A 22854-nucleotide genomic window follows, 5' to 3' on the forward strand; every position below is an offset into this window, starting at 1 on the left:
GCCAAAAAATACAGACGGTGCCCGCGCGAAGGCCGTGTCACAGCCTCGGCGCCGGGCGCGTCGTTCCAAGGCTGAACAGCGCGCGGAAACGCTGGAGCAGATCCTCGATGCTGCGGAATATCTGTTTGCGCGGCACGGACTGCACGGGGTGACGTTGCGCGATGTCGGCAAGCGTGTCGGCATCCACACCACGCTGCTGCACTACTATTTCGACGACAAGAAACACCTGTTCGAGGCGGTGTTCGCGCGGCGGGCCGCCGTGACAAGCGAACGGCGCATGACGGCGTTGTCGGAGTATGAGGCACAGGCTGGGGACGCGCCGACGGTGGAAGGCGCGTTGCGCGCGTTTCTCGATACCGATCTGGACCTCTATTTTGAGGGCGGCGAGGCGTGGATGAACTATGCCTCCTTCTGTGCCCGGGTCAGCAATACACCCGAAGGCGCCGAGCTGATGGACGCCCATTTCGATCCTGTCGTGCTGAAACTGGTCAGCATCCTGAAGCGCGCCCTGCCCGATCACAGCGAAGAGGACATCTTCTGGGGCTATCACTTCGTCACGGGCGCCCTGATGACAACGCTGGCCCGCACTGGCCGGATCGACCGCCTCTCGGATGGCGTTTGCCATGCCGACGACTTTCCCGCCATCAAGCACCGGATCAGCGATTTTCTGGCCGCCGGCTTTGTCGCACTGAAACAGTAACGCCACGCCCGGTTGAGGCGTGGCGTCAAGGCAAGGGGTGTCGAGGTCTCCGCAGGTGCGGGCTATTCGCAATCCGGCGGCAGGGCCGGGACCGGCGGAGACGCCAGCCCGACATTCCAGTGCCAGCCCTGGCCCCCTGCAGCCCGGCGGCGGCAAACCAGTTCCTCGACAAACTCATACATGCCCGGAAGTACGTTCTCATCCGCTTGCGGGACTTCGGCGAAATGCATGTAGGCGCGTGTCTGCCCGTAATTCGGCCAGGGCGCAGCACCGTCCGCGACCGGCTCGCCGGCACGTGCAAAGCTGGTCCAGTAGCCGGTCATCGCATCGGCATAGGCGGCTTCTTCCGGCGTATCCGGCAGGGGCGGCCAGTAGGGCGGCGTGCGATCAGTGTTCCCGAACATGTAGGGTAGCTCGGCCGCGTGAAAGGCATGCAGGCCCCGTTCGTCAGCGGCGGGATAGCCGTGGTCGAACATGTAGAGATAACCCGGTTGCCCGAGGGCTTCCTGACTGCGCACCAGACGTTCTGCGGTCCAGCTGTACAAGGCGTCGCGAGTGGTCTCGTAGATGCTTTCCTGCAGGTTGTCGCCGGGGTAGAGCCGCAGGAAATCATCGGCCATGTCTCCGTAGAGCTCGCGGATGCGGTTCTCATAGACCTCGGCACTCTCCGGCACGGCCGGTGCAAGCGCTGTCAGTGTACGGATCTCGCCCTGGTTGAACCCGGCGATGATCGGCACGTTAGCCTGCTCGCCGCGATCGAAGGTCTCGACAAGTTGCCGGGGCAGGAAGTGCCCGTCGACTGTGCCGGATGTGAGATAGCCGGCGGCCAGGGCGCCATCGGTCACGGCTTGGGCGTCCATGGCACGAAGTTCGGCGATGTTTGCCGCTCCCAGCTGGCCGGCGATGTAGGCGCCGACGGCTTCGGCCGCATAGGCGCCGTGGACCGGGCGTTTGAGTTCCGGTGTCGAGATCATGTAGGCGCTCTGGGCGATGGCGCGCGAAAACAGGCCGCGGGCATCGGGTGCCGCCATCAGATACATCACGCTCAGACCGCCGGCGGATTCACCGGCAATCGTCACATTGTCGGCATCGCCGCCGAATGCGCCGATATTGTCCTGTATCCAGCGCAGGGCCTGGATCTGGTCGAGAAGCCCGTAATTGCCGGACACGCCATCGGGCGACTCCGCGCTGAGTTCGGGGTGCGCCATGTAGCCGAGCACGCCGAGACGATAGTTGATTGAAACAACGATGACGCCGTCCTGCGCCAGCCGGGCGCCGTCATAGAGCGGTTCGCGGGTCGATCCGGCCGACAGCGCGCCGCCGTGGATCCATACGAAGACCGGCGCATTATCGGCATCTTCCGGCGCCCAGATGTTCAAGCTGAGGCAGTCTTCGCTGACCGGGGTTATGTCCGAGGCATAGATGCTCGTCGTCTCGCGCACGCGTTGCACGCAGGACGGGCCGTAGTCATTTGCCTGCAGCGTGTCCTGCCAGGGCTCCATCGGCTGCGGGGGCGTCCAGCGGGCCTCGCCCACCGGCGGCCGGGCGTAGGGGATGCCCTTGAAGAAGCGAAGCCCGCCTGCGGCCTGTCCGGAGATCGGGCCGACCGGCGCATTGACAACCGGCGCGCCTTCAGCACCGGTCTGGGCGCAGGCCGTGGAGGCGGCGAGCAGGCAGGCGAGGGTGCCGGCCTTGAGGGCAGGCGTGTCGAGTTTCCAGGTCATGAAACACCTCCTTGCTTGGCCTCTTCGCGCGCAAGCACACGCGCCAGGCCGAGGAACAGGGCGATCGCCAGGCCGTAGAACGGCACCAGCGTGTACAGGGCGATCTGCAGGGAATTGTCGGGAAAGCTGGCGCGGAAGAGGTCGCTGGCAATGCCGACATAGGTTGGCCCCAGGCCAAGGCCGATGAAGTTCATCACCAGCAGAAGCAGGGCGCCGGACATGACGCGCTGGTCCGGCCGGACTTCTTCCTGAACGAGCGCCACCGAGGACGAGAGATAGAAATAGTTCAGGAAGCAGGGGCCGATCAGGAACAGGGTCGCCAGCTGCCAGCCGGGTGCCCATACAAACCCGATATAGAAGGGAATGCACAGGGCCAGTGATGCCGCCGGGATCAGCGCATAATAGCGTTTGGAGATCCGCGTGAACCGGTCGATCGCCCAACCGGACATGAAGATGCCGGCGCTCATGCCGATCCCCACAACCAGCGCATACCAGACGGCGATCTCGTTCAGGGTCATGCCCTTTTCGCGCATCAGGAAGAGCGCGGTGAAATTGCCGAGCCCGTAGGTGATGAACTGTGTCGCGCCACTGCCCAGCGCCGCCAGCATGAGCGCCTTGTGGGAAAAGAACATTTTCAGCGTGACCCAGAAGCCGGACGGTTCTGAGGCGTGTTCCGGATTGGGTTCGTCCAGCCCGCCACGCTTGGGTTCACGAACGAATACGGCGACGGCGATCGCGGCGACCAGGCCGACCCCGCCAAGCACATAGAAGGCGTCGCGCCAGCTGAAGGCTGCAGCGATCGAAGCGCCGAAGGCAATGCCCAGTGCGGCCCCGATCGGCGGGCCGAGGTTGAAAATGCCCAGTGCGGTACCGCGCCGCCCCTTGGGGAAATAGTCGGTGATGATCGCGTAGGATGGCGGTACGCCGCCAGCTTCGCCAAAGCCCACCGTCATGCGTGCCACGACGAGTTGACCGTAATTGCGGGCAGCACCGCAGGCGATTGTCGCGGCGCTCCAGATCGCACAGGCCAGCGCGAGGACGCCGACGCGGTTCGTCTTGTCGGCAAGCCAGCCGACCGGAATGGCGATGAAACAGTAGAAGAAGGCAAAGTAGAGCCCGCCGATCAGGCCCAGCTGGCTGTCCGATATGCCCAGCGTGTCCTGGATCGGCTTGGCCAGGATGGACAAGAGCTGGCGGTCCAGGAAGTTGAGGACATAGACAAAGCACAGGATGACCAGCACCACCCAGGCGCGGTGTCCGGGTGCCGGCGGGCTGGCGGCCGCATCCCCGGCCGGCTCGAGCCGGGGCTTCACACCCGGTTCGGCAGGGATCTGGGTGATCTCGGGGCTCGGCGGTTCAGCGCTCACGGCCGCTCCTCCCCTCGTGGGGCCGGCAGGCCGAGTGGCGCGATATTCGAACAGATGCCCGCAACGGGGCATCCGGATAATCCGGTATGTGATGCACCGGTGTCCTCCCGAAAATTCTGGCTCTCATGGCCGGTTTGAAGCGCATCTTGAGCGGGCCGGACTCGCGATGTCAACATTCATTCTAATGTGTGTGAATAACTTTAAGGGTGCGAGTTGCCCGTCTTTTCGCAGCAACTATTCAGCAGATCCCTCGGTCTGGCAGGTCTGCGGCGCGTTGATCCCGACCTGCAGGAACCATTGCTCTCCTTGTGAGCGCTGGCGTGCGACCCAGTCCCGGTGAAACTCGTACATGCCGGGGACCGGATCCCGCCCAAGATGCGGCGCGCCGTCGAAACGCATGAAGGACTGGTCCTGCGCATAAGGCAGCCAGTCCGGCCCGGCCTCGCTGACCGGCTGCCCGGTCGCGGCGAAGGACGCCCAGTAGTCGATCATGGCTGCGGACAGGGCCTCGTCTGTGTCGTCGACCGGCGCGGGCCAGTTCGCGGTCAGCGCCGCATCCTCGCCGGTCTGGCCGAACACGAAAGGCAGTTCGCTGGCGTGAAAGCCGCAAATGCCGAGTGCTTCGGCGGCGGGATAGCAATGGTCGAACATGTACAGATAGGCGGGCGCTCCGATGTCGGTCTGGGATCGGACGAGGTGCTCGCCGGCCCAGCCATAGATCGTGTCGCGGACGGCATCGAAGGTGGACTGTTCCGGGTCGTCGGAAGGATAGATCGCCAGATACGCGTCAGCCCGGCTGCCATATCCGCACCGGATGAGCCGCTCGTATTCCTCCGGTGTGCCGGGTGCTTCCGGCACCAGGATGCGCTGGGTCCGAAGCTCGTCGCTATTGAAGCCGGCCAGCAGCGGCACGGGCGCCTGCGCGTTGCGGTCCAGCACGTCGATGATCTGCTCGGGCAAGGACCACCCATCGATCGTCCCCTGGCTGCTGAAACGGAGGCGCGCGGTCTCCTGCGTCAGTGTTTCCGCATCCATCTCTCGCAGGCCGGCGATTGTGGTGCGCCCCAGGGCGCGTCCCATTCTCAGGCCGGTGTCTTCTGCTGAGGGCAGGCCGAAGACAGCCTGATCCAGTTCCGGAAAGGCGCGGAGGTTTGTGCTCTGGACGATGGCCTTGTCGAACAGGCCTTCGGCAAGCGGTGAGGTCAGCAGATAGGTCACGCTCAGCGCGCCGGCCGACTCCCCCATCACGGTCACATTGTCCGGACTTCCCCCGAAGGCCGCCACATTCTCTCGGACCCAGCGCAAGGCCTCGATCTGGTCGAGCAGACCGTAATTGCCGGAGACGCCATGGGGCGATTCCGCACTGAGTTCGGGGTGGGCCATCCAGCCCAGCGCGCCGAGCCGGTAGTTGACGGATACGAAGACAATGCCGCGTTCGGCGAAGACGGTACCGTCATACATGGCCTGCGCGGCGCCGCCGATACGGAGCGACCCGCCGTGTATCCACACCATGACGGGGGCCTCTGCTGCATGCTCCGGCGCCCATACATTGAGACTGAGACAATCTTCGGACATCGCCGTCGGCGGATCATTGTAGATGCTGGTGGCGGGGATGGATTGCTGAACGCAGCTGGGCCCGAAGGCGGTTGCCTCCAGAACGTCGTCGCGGGGCCGGACCGGTTGCGGTGCACGCCAGCGCAATTCGTCGACAGGCGCCTCTGCGTAGGGAATGCCCTTGAAGCTGACGACGCCATTCGCGCGCGCACCCTGCACGGTCCCGCTCGCGGTCTGGACCCTGGGCGCCGATGCTGTTTCGGGCTGGCTGCAGCCGGTCAGAAGAAGCACCGCGAGCGCGGAAAGGGTGGTCAGGGGCTTTGCGATACGGGTCATCAGACTACCTCAAGGCGCGCTGAAGCAGGCGCTGGAAAGCGAGTGTGGTTTCGCTCACCGCCGTGGCGGAAACACAACGCTCGTCATCGTCCGCCACATGATGGAACTGGTGGACGCCGAAAATGCCGGCGACCGGCGCATAGCCGGCCTCGATCACATTGGTCAGCTCGCCGGCAGACAGGTCCTGGCTGGAATACGGAGCCTCCAGGCCGGACAGCCCGGCGAACTCCTCCGAGGCGGCCGGCACGAGATGCGGGCTCACGACGAGATAGCGTTGCGAATCCGTGCCGGGCAGGGGGCGGTGCGTGCCAACACCGGAATGCCAGTCCCGGGCCGCGAGATTGGCGCCGAGATGCAGCCAGAACGCGGTTTCACCGGGCGGCGGCGCCACGTTGTGGAGCAGCTCTTCTGCGCCGAGATACTGGTATTCATGGCCGCTGTTGCACACGAAGGACAGGTCGAAGCCCGGCGCGTGCCGGCTCGCCCAGCGCGCCATGTGCAGCCAGGCCGCGATACCGCCGCCGCGCTCGCCGGCGCAGGTGAACCAGCCCGACCGCGGTGTCGAGACGACGAGCCACCGGCCCCGGCCCCGGTCAAGCGTGCCGACGAGGTTGAAGGCCGGACGGCGTCCGCCCTGTCCGGTGACTGTCAGTCTCGCCGGCTGTGCAGATTGGGCGGCCGCGAGGAAGGGCGCAGCGTCGTCCGGAGCCAATATCGCGATCGGCCTGTCATAGAGCGGCGAGCGACCGTCCGTATTCAGCGCGATGATCCTGCCGCTCGGCCCGTTCGTAATGATGACACAGGCGAGCGCGCCTTGCTCGAATGCAGCCCGCACTGGCCCTGCTACGCCGGGCCAGAACATGGACGACCAGCGCGCATGGGCCAGATCGACAAGCGCAATAGCGCCGCCGAGCGGCCGGTCAGCGCGTCCGGCGCTGTCGACGCGGACAAGCGGTGCAATCAGCCCGTCCCGCGGCGTTGTCTGAACGATGGGTTGCGGCCAAAGCACCGCCCGATCACCGTCCACGGCAATTTCCGACGTGTCCGGTGTGAACCAAGGCGCAGAGAAGGACTGCCTTTGCGTCCGGAAGCCGATCGCTTCCAGCTCGTCTTCCAGCCAGGCACCACAGGCCTCGTCGCCAGGGCCGCCGGACTGCTTGTTGCCGAAGCCGACATAGCGCTGCAAGTCCCGGGCTATGCGATCGTGGGCGATGTCCGGACCATCGGCGGACACCGGCGCGGACGCGAGCAGCGGAGTGACGGCCGAAGCGGCCAGAAAGCCCCGTCTGGTTGCCGAAAGACTGTGCTTGTCCTGCCTATGCATCGATATTCCTCCGGAAGGTCTCCGGCAGAAAAAGAAGGCCGACAATGGCGGTCATCCCGGCGATCACCACGGGATACCAGAGGCCGAAATGGATGTTTCCCGTGGCCGCAACCATTGCAAAGGCGGTGGTCGGAAGGAAACCTCCGAACCAGCCATTGCCGATATGGTAGGGCAGGGACATCGATGTGTAGCGCACGCGGGCCGGGAACAGCTCGACGAGCATCGCGGCCAGCGGCGCGTAGGCCGCCGTCACCATCAGCATGATCGCGACAATAATCGCGATGACGAGCGGCCGGTTGATCTGCGCCGGGTCGGCCTCGCTGGGATAGCCCGCCTCGACGAGCTCCGCGCCGACTTCGGTGCGGAAGGCATCGATCGCCGCGGCCAGGCTTTGCGCACCGTGCTCCGACGGGTCGGGGGCCATGATCACCGTGCCGCCGACACGAACTTCCGCGATCGTGCCGGGTTCGGCGTCCATATTGGTATAATTGATACCGTTTCTCGCCAGATACGCCTTTGCGATATCGCAGCTTGAGGAATCGTAGGTGTTCCGGCCGATCGGATCGAACTGGACGGAACATTCATCCGCCATGGCGACGACGGTGACCGGCGCGTCTCGAACCGCCCGGGCCAGCTGCGGGTTGGCCGCATGCGTGAGGGCCTTGAACAGCGGGAACAGGGTGAGAGCGGCCAGGATGCATGCCGTCATGATGATCTTCTTGCGGCCGATCTTGTCGCTCAGCCATCCGAAGAAGACGAAAGTCGGTGTTGCGATGATCAGCGCGATGACCAGCAGCACATTCGAGGTCGCCGGGTCCACATCGGCAATCCGCTCCAGATAGAAGAGCGTGTAGAATTGTCCCGTATAGCCGATCACGGCCTGGCCTGCGACGCCGCCGAAAAGCGCGATGAGCACGTATTTGAGGTTCGACCAGCGTCCGAAAGCTTCCGCCAGCGGCGCTTTCGATGTCGTGCCCTCGTCCTTCATCTTCTGGAAGGTGGGGCTTTCCGACAGCTGGAAGCGGATCCACAGGGAAATGGCCAGCAGGAAGATCGACAGCAGGAAGGGTATCCGCCATCCCCATTCCGCAAAGGCCTCTTCGCCCATCAGGCCGCGCAGCCCGATGACCAGCAACAGGGCGGCGAAGAGGCCGATCGTGGCAGTCGTCTGGATGAAGCTTGTGAAGAAGCCGCGGCGCCCTTCCGGCGCGTGCTCGGCGACATAGGTTGCCGCACCGCCATACTCGCCGCCGACAGCGAGCCCCTGAACGAGGCGTAGCCCCACCAGGATGATCGGCGCTGTGATGCCAATCGTGGCATAACTCGGCAGGAAGCCGACCGCGAAGGTCGACAGGCCCATCAGGCCCATGGTGACCAGGAAGGTATATTTTCGTCCGACCAGATCGCCGATGCGCCCGAACACGATCGAGCCCAGCGGCCGGATGGCGAAGCCGGCGGCGAAGGCGGCCAGCGCCAGGATGAAGCCGGTTGTTTCGTTCACGCCCGAAAAAAACTGGGCCGAGATGTAGCGGGCGAGCAGGCCGTAGAGATAGAAGTCGAACCACTCGAACATCGTGCCGAGTGACGAGGCGGCAATGACCTTGATGTCACGGCGTCTCAGATCGCTCGCAGCGGTCGCTGCGCTCGCTGTGTCGGCCATCGGCCGTCCTCCCCTTGTTGACACCGCGGCGCGGCCGGTCTGGTGCCGGTTTCACGCTGCGGGTTTGTGCGGCGCTCACACGGAGCCGACACAAACGAAAGTTATTCGCTCGCGTGATAGTGAAATATGATCCCGGCGAGATCAAGCGGAAAGACGGCGATCGGGCCGGCTGCGTCAGTCCGTGGTGTCGGGGGCGGGACCGCAGATCTTGTGGAAGCCTGCGGCCATGAACTGGGCCATGCGGGATTTGACCGCTGCGTAATCGTCCGATTTGCACAGGCCGCCGGACAGTTTGTCGATCCGTCCGGTGCGCGCCAGGGTCAGCATCAGCGCGCCGCTGACGAAATGATAGCCCCAGAAGATGTTCTCTTCGGAGGCGTGCGGCAGGGCCTTCTTGAGCAGACCGATCAACCGCAGCACGACCGGGTCGAAATGCTGATCCATCAGCTCGGCGCCCCATTCGGGCGTGTTGGCGACCTGGGCACTCAGGGCGCCATAATTGCGCCAGCCCGGGCCGCCCTCGATATAGAGATCGAGATCGGTGTCGAGGAAGGCATGCAGGGCGCCTTCAACGGTCGGATTGTCGGCGGCTTCGGTCTCATAGGCCTCAAGCGCCTTCATTCGGCGCTCGCAGGTGACGGCTGCGCGGCGTGCGAACACGGCGTCGAAAAGCGTTTGCTTGTCCTTGAAATAGTAATTAAGCAGCGTGTGGTGAACCCCGACATCGCGGGCAACATCCTTCAGTGTGACGCCGTGCAAGCCGTTGCGGGAGAACAGAAACTCGGCAACGTCGAGAATCTGCTCCGTTGTTTCAGCGCGCTTTTCGGCCTTTGTCTGACGCTTCCGCGGGGTTTTGCTTTCCGCTGCCAAAAGCTGTCCTTTCGAATCATTCCGTTCGCCTGCCGCAAGGCGCGTATCCCTGTCATAAACGCCCGGGCAGTCGCCTTACAATAGCCTTGCCGTAATGTGGGCACTCACGGCTCAGCTTCCATCACGCCCTCTAAGACATTGATGTCACTGCAGGCCAGGCCCGATTCATGGTGCAGGTAAGAATTTCGTCCGAAAAGATCTTCACACACTTGTCAGTGAATATATTTGCCGGTAGCGTGAAAGGCATGATCAACGAGGTTGGCAAAAGACCGACCAGGGGAGGAAGTAGTGATGAAATACGTACTTTGTGCGTCCGTTTCCGCGGTCGCTCTTATCGCCTTGCCATGTCCGGCCTTTGCCCAGACGAGTGGTGAAACGGCTTCAGAAGAAAACCAGCAAAGCTCCGACCGGGACGACGTCATTGTCGTCACGGCCACCCGCCGCGAAATGAACGTCCAAGACATTCCGCTCAGTGTGACCGCGTTCTCGCAGGAAGAGCTGACGACGAAGGGGATCGTCGGCTATGAGGGCCTGGCGCTGGAAACACCCGGCGCGGTGCTCAACAAGCCGACCGCCAACTTCAATACGTTTTCAGTGCGCGGCGTGGCCACAAACGGCTATGGCGCCAACCTGCAGAACACAGTGGCGGTCTATATCGACGAGCTTCCGATCTCGGCCAACGGCAATTCGACCCAGCTCGACTCAACGCTCTTCGACGTGGAGCGCGTTGAATTCCTGCGCGGCCCGCAAGGCACCCTGTTCGGATCCGGCTCACTTGCCGGCGCCGTTCGCATCCTGACCCGCAGTCCCGATCTCGACGAGTTCGACGCCGAACTTCTGGTCGACTTCGGCCTGACCGAGGGCGATTCCTTCCGCCAGCGCTATAACGGCATGGTCAACATCCCGCTGGTCGAGGACCGGCTTGCGCTGCGGGTCGTCGGCTTCTACCGCAACGAGGAAGGCTGGGTCGAAAACATCGGCACAGGTGAGGATAATGCGAACACGCTGGAGTCCTATGGTGGCCGCGCGATCCTGCAATGGGAGCCGACGCCCGACACGTCGGTCCGCTTCATGTATCTGCATGAAACGAGCGAGCCGGAAGATTCCCAGCTGATCAACCCGACGCTCGGTACGGACCGGGACCAGCGCCGCACGCGCCGTCCCGACATCTTCGCCGGCTATCTCGACTCCTACAATGTCACGCTGGATCACGACTTCGGCTTCGCCAACTTCACCAGTTCGACGACTTTCTCGAACTACGACCAGTCCTTCATCATCGATCTGGACGCGACCTTCGGCGGCGCCATCCCGTTCGCGCTCGACGCGCTCGCCTATGATGAGGCCTTCGTCCAGGAAATGCGGCTGGTGTCACAGACGGACAGTCGCTGGGACTGGGTCGTTGGCGCCTTCTATTACTACAAGCGTCGCGATGTGGACTATAACTACCGCTCCGACGAGGCTTTCCTCGCGGCTCGCGGCATGACCGGGCTGCCTGACGAATACTACTCGCGCAGCTCCAGCCACTTCGTGTCGAACGAGCTGGCCGCCTTCGGGGAGCTGACCTACCGCTTCAGCGACAACTTCTGGCTCACCGGCGGACTGCGCTACGGATCGCTGGATGTGCAGGGATTTGCCGAAGAGGGCGGTTATACCAGTAACTACCTGGTCAACGCGATCTACGGCATTCCCGGACCGCTCACCATCACGCCGAACGTTGCCGCTGTCGGCGATGAGGGGGTCGAGGAGGGACCGTCCTTCAAGTTCAGCGCGTCCTACAAGCCCGTTGAAAACATCACGCTTTACGCAACCTACGCGACAGGCTTCCGGACGCCGGTAGTGAATGCGCGCGGTGGCCTGGCCAGCACGGTCGACCCGAATGACATCGTCATCCCGTATGGCGCCGTTTCGGACGAGCTCGAGAACTTCGAGGTCGGCCTGAAGGGCAACTGGTTCAACAATCGCCTTTCGGCCAATATCGCGGCCTACCTGATCGACTGGAGCAATATCCAGGTCCAGGCGAACCGCGTGTCGGACCAGGTGCAGTTCGCGACCAATATCGGCGGCGCGACCAGTCAGGGTATCGAGTTCGAGGTCAATGCCATGCCCACTGACGGGCTGAACATCGGCATCAATGGCTCGTTCAACAGCGCCGAGGTCGACGAGCTCACGGCCACGCAGGCCGCGATTTCCGGTGCGGTTCTGGGCGCGCCCATGGCCTTCCCGGAATTCCAGGGATCCATCTATGTGAACTACGCTTGGAGCGCCGGGCCGAACACGCTGGCCTTTGCCAATATCAATGCACGGCACGTCGACGGTTTCGTGAACCAGTTCCCGAACGTGCCCGGTCAGCCGGGCGTCCAGTCGCCGACCTACGCTCCGACGGAAGACTATCAGACCGTCAATGCGTCTCTGGGGGCCCACTTCGGGGAGAACTTCACGGCAACGGTCTATGTCGAGAACGCGTTCGACAACGACTCCCTGATCTACTCCCACCCCGAAGCCTTTGCCGACGCACGCTTCAGCACGCTGCGTCCGCGGACGATCGGGGTCCGGTTGAACTACCGGCACTAGCTTGGGGGACGCTGGCGGTTCCTTCCACGGCCAGCGTTTGCGTACCGGTTCCGTCGTGGCTGCGATGGAACCGGTACGTGCAGCCATCCGGGCACCCGCCGGGATATGCAAGGGCTGACCTGGCGGCTTGGTTCGTCCGGCCGCGACCCTATATCCTGCCGGAGTGGCCGGGTGCGCGAGACGCGTGCGCTGTCTCGCCGGTTCGGAAAATGACTGGGAAAGCGACGTGTCAACGACAAGCCGGGCTGAAAAATCTCCTCGCCGCAGCCGTGCCGAGCGGCGCGCCGACTCGATCCGGCAAATCCTCGATTCCGCGGAACAACTGTTCGCCGCACGCGGCTTCCACGGCGTATCGCTGAAGGACATCGCGGCGCATGCCGGGGTCCACCACACGCTTGTTCACTACTATTTCGACGACAAGAACGCGTTGGTCGATGCCGTGTTCGCCCGCCGGGCGCCGGTGTCCAGCAAGCGGCGCGCAGAGGCGCTGGATGCCTACGAGAAAGCGTCCGGGGGCAAGCCCACCGTCGAGGGCGCGCTGCACGCCTTTCTCGATTCCGACTTCGAGCTCTATCTCGAGCATCAGGAGGAATGGAAGCACGCGCTCGCCCTCGGGGCGCAGGTGGCCAACACGCCCGAATGGGGGGCCGACATCATGGAAAAGCATTTCGACCCCGTGGTGCGCCGGCTCGTCGATCTGCTCAAGCGCGCGCTGCCCGGCTGCAGCGAGACCGACCTGTTCTGGGGCTATCACTTCGTGACTGGCGCCTTCATGCTCACCCTCGCTCGTACAGGCCGTATCGATGCACTGTCCGGCGGCGTGTGCAGGTCGGATGATCTCCTGGCAGCCAAACAGCGAATGGCGGAATTCATGGCCGCCGGCTTCCACGCAATCGCGGCGCAGGGCGATGAAGGGGCGCACACCAAAAGCGGGTAGGCGAAGGCGTGTCACCACCCACGCGTCCGCTCACAATCACTTCAATCTCGAACCCAACTTCCACCGCCGAGCGACTTCAAGCAACATTGGTCCATCGCCTTGGCCGGGTGGCGTCAGCCTGCCGCCCGAAGTCGAACTTCCCGCGGCCTCGCGAGACCCGTCCGCGTTTGTCTGACAGTACCGCCATTTCGCTCAGATCGAAGCGGACAGGTCTCGAAAGTTGGCCGCTCTATCGCAGATGATCGGGCGAGTATGCGGACTTGCGCTGCCGGGCCCGCGCTTTTGCCCACTGAGTCCAGGAACTGCGGTGGAGGGCGGATTGATCCGGACAAGCCTGTCTTGCGCACGCCCGGATGATCTCGTCCCCATGATCAGTCACAATGAGTTGTACAAGCTCCAGCCCGCCGGGTCCGCTAGCTGCAGGTTTTTCTTGAAGCTCTAGTTGCTAGAGCTGTTAGCGTTGTTGTGCCCGTGATCGGAAGAGCCGGTCTGTCGTTATTTCGCCTTGCCGGAGATGTCGGTGCTGAGTGCGATACGCACATTGCTGGCCGTTCTGACCATCCTGTCCTTCTCGGGAGAGGTGGTGGAGGCGGCTGTGCCGCAGCACGATCATCATCTCGGCCATGAAGATGTCGCCGGCGGTGGCTCGGGTGGCAGCGACCACCGTCACGCCCAGCACCCCGTGCACGCGTGCGGTGTTTGCCATCATGCTATTCCCGCCAATACCGGCACGCCGGCAGCGAGTGCATCCATAGCACGGCCGGCCTATCGCCTGTCTCATGAGCGCGGCGCCGGCCGGGCGCTTGCCCCACAACTCCAGCCTCCGATTGCCTGAGAAGAACGTTCCAAACCTTCGTTCTCTCAAGACAATCGGGATATCTGGATGTATTCAGACAAAGCTCCCCGGCCGGGATGGCCGGGTCGAGGGCTTGCAGGCATGGCCTGCAGCGCACTCCTCGCGTCCGTTGCGCCGGCACAGCCGGCCTTGCAGGACAATCCGCTTGAACTCTCCACGGCCTTGCAACGCGCTGTGCAAGCCAATCCGCGCATCGGGTCGGCCCGGGCCGATGTGTCCGCCCGGCTTGGCGACGCCCGTCAAGCGGGCCTGTGGGACAATCCTTCCCTGGAAGCCGAAATCGAGGGTTTCGGTGGCGATCGCGGCGATATCGGCGATGGCGATCTCACCGTCGCGGTGCGCCAGACCATCCCGCTGGGCGGCGACCGGCGCCGCGCCCGCGATGCGGCCGAGGCCTGGGCCCGTGTCGAATCAGCGAGGTTGAATGCCGAGATTGCCGCCCTTCTGGGCGAGGCTGCCACGGCCTTCGTGGATGCTCGTGCGGCCCAGGAAACCGCGCGCGTCAGGGCGGAGCTGCAGGACCTCGCGGAAACCGCAGCGTCGGCCATACGCCGGCGCGTCGAGGCGGGGCGGTCCTCGCCCATCGATCTCGACCGGGCCGACATCCTGACCGCCACGGCCAGCATGAACGCCATATCGGCCTCGACGGATGCCCGGCATGCAAGCCGAGCGCTGGCCGCAGTGTGGGGCGGCGCGCCGCAAGGCGAGGTCTCGCCGCCATCCGTACTTGCCAACAATCCGGACCAGTCCGCGCTGACGCCGGACGCCATGATGCGGAGCAATCCGGATCTGGCAGTGGCGCAGCAGACCTCGCGGGCGCGAAGCGAAGAGATCGCCAGGGAAAGGGCCGCCGCTATCCCGGATCTCACTGTTGGGGCCGGGATAAGGCGCTATGGCCGTGATGACGAGACGGCCTATCTCGCCACGGTCGAAATTCCGATCCCGGTCATTGATCGCAATCAGGGACGCATCGCTGCAGCTGCTGCGCGCGAGACCGGCGCCAGGCTGGACGAGGAGGTGCTACGCCGGCAATTGCTGGCACGCCACACGGCGGCCTGCCGCCGGTGGAGCGATGCGCTGCAGCGGCACACCGCGCTGAGCGAACGGGTACTCCCCGCCGCGGAGAGTGCTTTCTCCCGCGCCCGCCTCGCCTATCGCGAGGGCGCCCTGCAGCTTCTCGATCTGCTGGACGTCCAGCGCACCTATTTCGACACACGTATCCAGGCAATCGAGGCCCGGGCGGAACTTGCCCGCGCGGTCATCGAACTCGACGTGCTCCTTGGCGCCCCGCGCTTGAGACAACTCGCCGGCATCGCCGGTGCGGAGGCCAACCCATGACATCGACAATGACCCGGACATTGCTCGCCGGCACGGCGGCGCTGGCGCTGCTGTCCGCCTGCTCGGACCCGCCCGCGCAAGCCCCCGCCCACGAAGACCCCGCGGGCACCAATACACACGAGATGGGGGGCGGAACCAGCCAGTCAGAGGCCGATCACGCCGATGGCTTCGAAGAAGTCGACATGGCCTACGATGAAATCGACGCACTGGGCATAACGATCGGCCAGGTCGATACCGGTCCGGTAGACGGCGAGGTGGAACTGCCGGCCGAGGTGCGGTTCGATCAGACGCGGCTGGCACATGTCTCGCCGCGCGTATCGGGCATCGTCCATGCCGTCCATGTCACCGAAGGTGACACGGTCGAAGCCGGTCAGCTCCTTGCCGTGCTTGACAGTCGCGACCTGGCGGACGCCAAGGCCGGCTACCTGTCCGCCCTGGCCCGCCTCGACCTCGACCAATCGCGTTTCGAACGCGAGAGGCGGCTGTGGGACCAGCAGATCTCGGCCGAGCAGGACTTCCTGGACGCCCGCCAGGCGCTGGAGGAGTCCCGCATCGAGGTGCGCAGCACCCGCCAGCAATTGGAGGCGCTGGGCGTCGACGAGGTCGCGCGGGCGACCCTTGTTTCGGGAACACTTCAGCCTCTCACTCGCTACGCGCTCGCAGCGCCGATTTCCGGAACTGTGATCGAGCGACATGCCGTGCTGGGCGAGGTGATCGAGGAAGGCGTCCAGCCGCCGGCCTTCATCATCGCCGATACCTCCACACTCTGGGTGGATGCCGCGATATACGGGGCCGATCTCGGCCGGCTCCAGGCCGGCAGTCCTGTCCGCATAGACCCGGGCGACGGCGGTGCCGAAATCGTCAGCGAGATCGCCTTTATCAGTCCGCAACTCGGCGAAAGCACGCGGACCGGCCGGGCGCGGATCGTTCTGGACAATGCAGACGGGCGGCTGCGCCCTGGCATGTTCGTGTCGGTCCATGCGCAGACCGACGGTGCAAGCGCGATGGCGCGCGTCCCCGTCACCGCCCTGCAGACCGTCGATGGCGACGATGTCGTCTTTGTGCGCACCGCGGAGGGCTTCCAGGTCCGGCGGGTCCGGATCGGGCAACGATCGGACCGGTTTGCGGAAATCCGGACCGGTGTCGAACCGGGCGAGGCGATCGCCATCGCCGGCGCCTTCACCCTGAAGTCGGAACTGCAAAAGGGGGAGTTCGAAGATGGACACGCCCACTGAAAACACGACCCCGGACAGCAAGGGGGCGGTCACCCGCCTTCTGCACCGCATCACCGGTGGACGCCTTCTGGCGGTGCTCGGCTTCATTGCTGTCATCATTGGCGGCGGAATCACGTTCAGATCCATGCCGGTCGATGCCTTCCCGGACGTGACGCCGGCTCTGGTGCAGGTCTTTACCGAAACCGAGGGGCTCGCACCGGAAGAGGTCGAGCGCTATGTCACCTTCCCGGTCGAAACGGCGATGAACGGTTTGCCCAGGCTGACCGAGGTCCGCTCGACCTCGAATTTCGGCCTGTCTGTCGTGAACATCTATTTCGAGGACGGGACCGACATCTACTGGGCGCGCCAGCTTGTCGGCGAGCGCCTCCGGCTCGCGCGTGAAGACATTCCGGACGGTTTCGGCGAACCGGCGATGGGGCCGATCACCACGGGACTCGGACAGATCCTGTTCTACTTTCTGGACAGCACCGAAACCGCCATGGACGGCGTCGCCCTGCGCACGCTCCAGGACTGGCAGGTCAAGTTCGATCTGCAAACGGTCCGGGGCGTTACGGAAGTGCTGTCCCTCGGCGGTTTCGAGCAGCAATACCAGATCAATGTCCGGCCCGAGGCGCTGTTGCGCTTCGATCTCGCCGTGGCCGACGTTGTGGCGGCTGTCGAGGCGAACAACGCCAATGCCGGTGCCCAGTTCCTGGTCGAGAATTCCGAGCAGTACACGGTGCGGGCAGTCGGCCTGGCCGCGGGCGCCCACGATCTCGGCGACATCGTCGTCAAGGTGGTCGACGGCGTGCCGGTGCGCGTCCGCGACGTTGCCGGCATCGAGACCGGCGGAGCTCCGCGCCAGGGCCTGGCGACCATGGACGGACGTGGCGAAATCGTTGCCGGCCTGGTTCTCAAGCTGATCGGGGCGAATACCAACGCCGTTATAGGCCGGGTGCACGACCGACTCGACCGGATCAATGAGGCGCTGCCGGATGGGGTCCGGGCGGTACCCTATTACGACCAGTCCGAGCTGGTCGGCGCAGCCGTGTCGACCATGACGACGGCACTCTGGCAGGGGGCGTTGCTGGTCGCGATCGTGCTGTTCGCATTCCTGCGCGGCTGGCGCCCGAGCCTGATCGTGGTGGCGTCAATTCCCTTCTCGGTCGGCTTTGCCCTGATCGCGATGCGTCTGTTCGACGTTTCCGCCAACCTGATGTCTCTGGGCGGTATCGCGATAGCCATCGGCATGATGGTCGACGGGGCCGTGGTCATGATCGAGAATGCCAACCGGTGCCTGGCGGAGGCCGGGACCGGCGGAAACCGGCGCGGCACCGTGGCCCGAGCCTGTGCCGAGGTGCTTCAGCCCCTGGTCTTCGCGATCCTGATCGTCGTGGTCGTCTTTCTGCCGATCCTCACTCTCGATGGCGTAGAGGGGAAGACCTTCCGGCCACTCGCCTTTGCTGTCGTCTTCGCGATGGCAGGATCGCTGGTCTTTGCCGTCTTTTTGGCGCCGGCGGCAGCGTTTCTCGGTCTGCGGCCAAAACCCGCGAGTGGCGATCGCAACAGTATCTACATGCGCTGGTTCGGTCCGGCGGTCGGCTTCTTCGTGGCGCGGCGGTGGGCGGCCGTTCTGCTCGCCGGCGCCATGCTGGCTGCGGGGGCGTTGATCTTCCCGCGGCTGGGCTCGGAGTTCACGCCGCGCATGAATGAGGGCGATCTTCTGGTCCGCCTCACCATGGCTCCCTCGATCAGCCTGCCGGAAGCCCGCGAGACGGTCACCCGGTTCGAGCAGGCGTTGCTGGAGGACTTCCCCGAGGTCGAGCGCGTGGTAACACGGGTCGGGCGCGGCGAGGTCGGCGCCCACGCCGACCCGGTCAACAGCGCCGAAGCCTTCGTGGCTCTGCGGCCGCGATCGGAATGGACGACGACACAGAGCCAGGACGCATTGCTGGCCCGCATCAGTGCGCGTTTCGAGGACTTTCCCGGCGCTCGCTTCAACGTCACCCAGCCGATTGCGGCAGCGACCGACGAACTCCTCACCGGCACCAAGGCCGATCTCGCCATCAAGCTGTTCGGTGAGGATATGGCCGTGCTTGAGCGCGAGGCGGCCCGGATCGCCCGCGTGATCCGGGGGGTCGAGGGCTCGGCCGACGTGCAGACCGATCAGGTAACAGGAGCACCGCAATTGCGCATCACGGTCGATCGCGACGCGATCAGCCGCTTCGGCCTCAATGTCGAAGACGTTCTGTCGGTCGTGCGCAGTGCGGTGGGCGGTGAAACCGCGGGGCAGGTTTTCGAGGGCGTCCGGCGGTTCGATATCGTCGTACGCTATCCCGAGGCTGATCGCGCCAACGCCGAACGCATCGGCCGTATCGTCCTCAACGGGCCCGGCGGCGAACTCATCCCGCTGCACCAGGTCGCGGATGTGGAACGGATCGAGGGACCGCGCCAGGTCACCCGCGAGAACGGGCGGCGCTTCATCACCATCCAGACCAATGTGCGCGGCCGCGACATCGGGTCCTTCGTCGCTGAAGGGCAAGATGCTGTTGCCACCGAGGTCGATCTGCCGTCCAGCTACTATGTGGAGTGGGGCGGCCAGTTCGAACTGCAGCAACAGGCCAATGCCCGCTTTGCCGTTGTCATTCCGGTGACGTTGGGCATTGTGTTTCTGCTCCTGTTGTTCAGCTTCGGCCGCCTGAAAAGCGCGCTGCTGATCGTGGCCAACATTCCGCTGGCCCTGGTCGGCGGTGTCGCGGCGCTCTGGCTGACCGGGCAGAACTTGTCTGTCCCGGCCTCCGTCGGCTTCATCGCCCTGTTCGGTATCGCCCTGGGCAACGGGATGGTGCTGGTGTCCTTCCTCGACCGCTTTGCCCGGACCCGCCTGGACGTCGACGTTTTCAGTATCGAGGCGGCCGTGATGCGGGCTCAGCCGGTGCTGATGACAGCGACCACGACCGGGCTCGGGCTGATGCCGCTGCTCTTTGCGAGCGGGATCGGATCGGAAGTGCAGCGTCCCCTGGCGGCTGTCGTTATTGGCGGGCTGGTGACATCCACCGTGTTGACGCTGCTCGTCTTGCCGGCCGTCTACAAGTGGTTTGCACTGCGACCGGCCGATCCCGGATGGGCACAAGATGCTCAATCGGCAGACAACGCCTGACGGCAAGGCTCCGGGCCGCGTCCTCGGCCCGGAGCCATTTCCCTGATGATGAAGCAGGGTCTGCCACCGGAACCACGCCCACGTACCCGATTGTGCGCTCTGGTTGGCCCTTTTCGCTTGGCAAGCGGGGCGGGAGAGGGCTTAGTGACCGGAAAACGGTCAAAAAGACGGCAAGAAACAATGGATTGGTCACGCCTAAGCGCATCGTTCGATGCGGTTCTCGATGCGGCTCCCGAGCATCGGGACGCGATCGTCGACAAAGTGTCCGGCAAGGATCCGGAGCTCGGGCAGCAGTTGCGCGAGATGCTCGCTGGCCTGGAGCCGGGTGAAGCGTTTCCAGACCCGTATGGCAAGCGCGGTATTCGCGCAGAAACCACCACACCTGATGCAGACAGTCTCCGGCTCAAGATCGGTTCGAGGGTGGGGGCCTGGGCTGTCACCGGTCATATCGGCCAGGGCGGAATGGGTGATGTCTATGCCGTCGAGCGCATCGATGGCGGGTTCGAGCAGGACGCGGCGCTCAAGATACTCGGTCCGCTGGACGAGGACGGCGTTGCCCTTTTTCACCATGAACGCCAGACCGTGGCGCGTCTGGAACATCCGGGCATTGCCCGCCTGCTCGATGGCGGCGTGGACGCGGACGGACGGCCCTGGATGGTCGTCGAGCGGGTCGACGGGCTCCCGCTGGACGGCTGGTGCCGGGAGCGGGACTGTTCGGCGGAAGACCGCGTCCGGCTGGTGCTCGAGGTCTGCGATTGTCTCGATTATGCCCATTCCCGCCTGCTGGTTCACCGCGACATCAAGCCGTCCAATATACTGGTCGACGAGAATGGCCGGACACGCCTGATCGACTTCGGTATTTCCGCGGGTGCCGGTGATGCCGGCGAGGCGCGGGCGTCGTTGCGCTATGCCGCGCCGGAAGTTCTCCTGGGCGATGCGGCGGGCACATCCGGCGATGTTTATGCCATGGCGGCAACCCTCCATGAGCTGCTGGCCGGCCATCCGCCCGCCGACACCGGTGCATCGGCCCTGTCCGTCATGGCCTGGGTCAGCCAAGGCGCGCCGGTGACGCGGCTTTGCGACGAAAGCGGAACAGTCGTCATGCCGGGCGCGCTGCGGGCGGATCTCGACGCGATCCTGATGCGGGCGCTCGCCGCCCGTCCGGAAGACCGGTATCGCAGCGTGCAGGCTTTCGCGGATGATTTACGGCGGGCGCTGGCGAGAGAACCGGTTTCGACCCGTGCAGCCTCGGCCGTCTATCGTTTTCACCGCTTTTTCGAACGGCATGCGGTTGCCTCATTGTCGGTTGCCGGGCTGATCGTCGTCCTGGCTGCTGGTCTGGGCATATCCGCCTGGCAGCAGGCCCAGATCCGGGCCGAACGCGACAGCGTCGTCCGCGAACAGACCCGGCTGGCAGCGGTCCAGGACTATCTCTTCTTCATGCTGCGCGACGCGGCCGAGCGGGAGGGAGAGGTCGGGATCCGCGATGTGCTGGACAGTGCAGCGACCCGGGTCACTGAACGGCTTGCCGAGGACCCGGAAACGGGCGGGCGAGTGCTGCACGCCTTGTCCGAGCTCTATTTCCACGTGAATGATTACGAGGCGGCCGAACCGCTGCTCCGCCGGCTGGTCGCAATGGATGTCCTGTCGCCGGAATTGCGGGCCACCGCGGCCTATGATCTGGCCCAGGTCAGCCAGCGCCGCGGCGAACCTGATCTCGCGCGCACCCAGCTGGATGCGGCGCAGGCCTTCTGGGCAACCAACCCGGTGCGCTACAGGCGCGAGCAGGTCGACAGCCGTCTCGTGGAGGCCCGTCTGCTGCGGGATGAGGGGCAGATCGAGGATGCGATCGCCCTGTTGCGGCAGGTCCTGCCGGAGCAGATTGCGCTCAACGGTGCCGACTTCCGCGAGACCGGCGTATTCCACAATGATCTGGGGGTCATGCTGCTGATGGCCGGACAGCTGGAACCGGCGGCACAGGAGCTGGCGCGGGCGCGGGATATCTGGCGGATCAATGATCTCGACACCGGGCCGGACGCGCTGAATACGCTGAACAATCTGGCCGCGGCAGAGTTTCTTCTGGGCCGACCCGACCGGGCGGCCCCGGTCTTCCGTGAAGCCACAGAATTGCGCGAGGCGCTCTATGGTCCGTCAGCGGCTCTGGCGGCTGCGCTCGGGAATTATGGAAAGTCGCTGATCGCGACCGGTGACTATGCCTTGGCAGCAGGCGTGCTGGGCCGGTCCCGCCAGATGGCGCTTGAATTCGCGGGGTCGGGCAGTCTCCACTTCGCCGCCTCGAGCGCAGGTCTGCTGGAGGCGCTGATTGCCGACGGCCGGTCCGGTGAAGCCTGGACGGTCATGCTCGACGATGACGAACGGCTGGCATCGGCCACAGAACCCGGCTCCCCGGCTCAGGGCGCTTTTGATGTGGGCGCCGCCCGGGTGTTTGCCGACAGTGGCGATCTGGCGGCTGCGGCCGAGCGGCTGGACCGCGCCGAAGCCGCCTTCGCAACGCTCGGCCCGGCCGGTGGGCGCTATATCGCGACGATCAACACCCTGCGAGTGCAGTATGGTCTGGCAGATCCGGACCTGTCAGTTCCCGGTGAAGCCAGGCGCGGGCCTTGAGCCAGTCCCTCTGGGCGGTCTTGCGCGAGACGCCCAGGATGGTGCCCGTCTGGTCTTCGGTGTAGCCGCCGAAAAAGCGCAGCTCGACAACGCGTCCGAGGCGCTCATCCATGGTCTTGAGCCGGGTCAGTGCGTCGTTGAGCTCGACGAGCTGTTCGTCGCTCTCCCAGAACGGATCGAGATCCTCCAGCAACGGGTCGATCTGCCCGGCGCCGCGCTTGGCTGCGAGGCGGCTGCGGGCATGGTCGACCAGGACATGCCGCATCGCGACGGCCGCCGCTGACAGGAAGTGATTGTCGTCGATGAAGATGTCCTGCCGCCGCAATTTCAGCCACGCCTCGTTCAGCAGGGCCGTTGTGCGCAGGGTCTCGCCGGCGCCGACGCGGCGGCGATGGCTGCGGGCAATGCGCCGCAGCTCGTCCCACATGGCCGGAACGAGGATTTCGAGCTCGGAAGGCGATCGCGCGGACGCCCCCGCGTCGCGCTCCGCAGTAATTGCCGTCATAAGACTGCCTCGGTGAAAACCGTCCCTCGCCGACAGTGTTTTCATTTTTGCGTCCGGTTTCAAGGTGAAAGCGCCGGACCGGGTGATGTCCCATTCCGCCGATGCATTCCGTT

15 protein-coding genes are annotated in these 22854 nt (G+C 64.7%); 8 read left to right on the forward strand and 7 right to left on the reverse strand.

Annotated elements, in window-relative coordinates:
* The first annotated feature begins 34 nt into the window (after positions 1-34).
* Positions 35-700 (forward strand): TetR/AcrR family transcriptional regulator, encoded by a 666-nt coding sequence (locus tag ABJO18_RS06035; RefSeq protein WP_348507771.1) that lies wholly within the window; start codon positions 35-37, stop codon positions 698-700.
* A 62-nt stretch (positions 701-762) separates the two neighbouring features.
* Here ABJO18_RS06035 and ABJO18_RS06040 read toward each other — a convergent pair whose 3' ends face one another.
* The 6 genes from ABJO18_RS06040 to ABJO18_RS06065 form a co-directional block, all read right to left on the reverse strand.
* A complete protein-coding gene (locus ABJO18_RS06040) occupies positions 763-2424 on the reverse strand; it encodes a carboxylesterase family protein (protein ID WP_348507770.1) in 1662 nt (553 codons plus the stop codon).
* Positions 2421-3737, reverse strand: a complete 1317-nt coding sequence (locus tag ABJO18_RS06045; RefSeq protein WP_348507776.1) for an MFS transporter — start codon at positions 3735-3737, stop codon at positions 2421-2423. Before ABJO18_RS06045 ends, ABJO18_RS06040 begins: the two co-directional genes overlap by 4 nt.
* A gap of 288 nt (positions 3738-4025) precedes the next feature.
* Positions 4026-5681 carry a carboxylesterase family protein gene (locus tag ABJO18_RS06050; RefSeq protein WP_348507769.1) on the reverse strand — a complete coding sequence of 552 codons (1656 nt, stop codon included), beginning with the start codon at positions 5679-5681 and terminating at the stop codon, positions 4026-4028.
* 4 nt (positions 5682-5685) lie between these two features.
* Entirely contained in the window at positions 5686-7005 is a 1320-nt protein-coding gene (locus tag ABJO18_RS06055) for a hypothetical protein (RefSeq protein WP_348507768.1), read from the reverse strand.
* Positions 6998-8665 carry an MFS transporter gene (locus ABJO18_RS06060; RefSeq protein WP_348507767.1) on the reverse strand — a complete coding sequence of 556 codons (1668 nt, stop codon included), beginning with the start codon at positions 8663-8665 and terminating at the stop codon, positions 6998-7000. Before ABJO18_RS06060 ends, ABJO18_RS06055 begins: the two co-directional genes overlap by 8 nt.
* A 174-nt stretch (positions 8666-8839) precedes the next feature.
* Positions 8840-9535 (reverse strand): TetR/AcrR family transcriptional regulator, encoded by a 696-nt coding sequence (locus ABJO18_RS06065; RefSeq protein WP_348515790.1) that lies wholly within the window; start codon positions 9533-9535, stop codon positions 8840-8842.
* Between the two features lie 291 nt (positions 9536-9826).
* On the opposite strand from ABJO18_RS06065, the gene ABJO18_RS06070 reads away from it, so the two are divergent.
* The 7 genes from ABJO18_RS06070 to ABJO18_RS06100 all read left to right on the forward strand — a co-directional run bounded on the left by ABJO18_RS06070 (position 9827) and on the right by ABJO18_RS06100 (position 22236).
* A complete protein-coding gene (locus ABJO18_RS06070; protein ID WP_348508882.1) occupies positions 9827-12106 on the forward strand; it encodes a TonB-dependent receptor in 2280 nt (759 codons plus the stop codon).
* A 292-nt stretch (positions 12107-12398) separates the two neighbouring features.
* On the forward strand, positions 12399-13043 hold the full coding sequence (locus ABJO18_RS06075) for a TetR/AcrR family transcriptional regulator (RefSeq protein WP_348515797.1): 645 nt from the start codon (positions 12399-12401) through the stop codon (positions 13041-13043).
* A 520-nt stretch (positions 13044-13563) separates the two neighbouring features.
* Positions 13564-13878 (forward strand): hypothetical protein, encoded by a 315-nt coding sequence (locus ABJO18_RS06080; RefSeq protein WP_348508883.1) that lies wholly within the window; start codon positions 13564-13566, stop codon positions 13876-13878.
* Between the two features lie 102 nt (positions 13879-13980).
* Positions 13981-15237, forward strand: coding sequence for a TolC family protein (locus ABJO18_RS06085; protein ID WP_348508884.1), 1257 nt, complete (start codon positions 13981-13983; stop codon positions 15235-15237).
* The gene (locus tag ABJO18_RS06090; protein WP_348515791.1) at positions 15234-16472 is read left to right on the forward strand and encodes an efflux RND transporter periplasmic adaptor subunit; all 1239 of its coding nucleotides are present in this window, start codon (positions 15234-15236) and stop codon (positions 16470-16472) included. Before ABJO18_RS06085 ends, ABJO18_RS06090 begins: the two co-directional genes overlap by 4 nt.
* Entirely contained in the window at positions 16456-19611 is a 3156-nt protein-coding gene (locus tag ABJO18_RS06095; RefSeq protein WP_348515792.1) for a CusA/CzcA family heavy metal efflux RND transporter, read from the forward strand. Before ABJO18_RS06090 ends, ABJO18_RS06095 begins: the two co-directional genes overlap by 17 nt.
* A gap of 180 nt (positions 19612-19791) precedes the next feature.
* A complete protein-coding gene (locus ABJO18_RS06100; RefSeq protein WP_348509630.1) occupies positions 19792-22236 on the forward strand; it encodes a protein kinase in 2445 nt (814 codons plus the stop codon).
* Here the strand turns inward: ABJO18_RS06100 and ABJO18_RS06105 are convergent.
* Entirely contained in the window at positions 22160-22741 is a 582-nt protein-coding gene (locus ABJO18_RS06105) for an ECF-type sigma factor (protein WP_348515793.1), read from the reverse strand. The two genes, ABJO18_RS06100 and ABJO18_RS06105, sit on opposite strands and share 77 nt — an antisense overlap.
* Positions 22742-22854 lie beyond the last annotated feature (113 nt).

The sequence above is a fragment of the Maricaulis sp. genome, assembly GCF_039978735.1.
Lineage (GTDB): Bacteria > Pseudomonadota > Alphaproteobacteria > Caulobacterales > Maricaulaceae > Maricaulis.

What these genes read in the sequence shown, in the direction of transcription:
- ABJO18_RS06070 (WP_348508882.1), top strand. Translation starts at nt 9,827, where the DNA reads ATGAAATACGTACTTTGTGCGTCCGTTTCCGCGGTCGCTCTTATCGCC.
- ABJO18_RS06095 (WP_348515792.1), top strand. Translation starts at nt 16,456, where the DNA reads ATGGACACGCCCACTGAAAACACGACCCCGGACAGCAAGGGGGCGGTC.
- ABJO18_RS06055 (WP_348507768.1), bottom strand. Translation starts at nt 7,005, where the DNA reads ATGCATAGGCAGGACAAGCACAGTCTTTCGGCAACCAGACGGGGCTTT.
- ABJO18_RS06060 (WP_348507767.1), bottom strand. Translation starts at nt 8,665, where the DNA reads ATGGCCGACACAGCGAGCGCAGCGACCGCTGCGAGCGATCTGAGACGC.
- ABJO18_RS06105 (WP_348515793.1), bottom strand. Translation starts at nt 22,741, where the DNA reads ATGACGGCAATTACTGCGGAGCGCGACGCGGGGGCGTCCGCGCGATCG.
- ABJO18_RS06090 (WP_348515791.1), top strand. Translation starts at nt 15,234, where the DNA reads ATGACATCGACAATGACCCGGACATTGCTCGCCGGCACGGCGGCGCTG.
- ABJO18_RS06040 (WP_348507770.1), bottom strand. Translation starts at nt 2,424, where the DNA reads ATGACCTGGAAACTCGACACGCCTGCCCTCAAGGCCGGCACCCTCGCC.
- ABJO18_RS06100 (WP_348509630.1), top strand. Translation starts at nt 19,792, where the DNA reads ATGGATTGGTCACGCCTAAGCGCATCGTTCGATGCGGTTCTCGATGCG.
- ABJO18_RS06050 (WP_348507769.1), bottom strand. Translation starts at nt 5,681, where the DNA reads ATGACCCGTATCGCAAAGCCCCTGACCACCCTTTCCGCGCTCGCGGTG.
- ABJO18_RS06085 (WP_348508884.1), top strand. Translation starts at nt 13,981, where the DNA reads ATGGCCTGCAGCGCACTCCTCGCGTCCGTTGCGCCGGCACAGCCGGCC.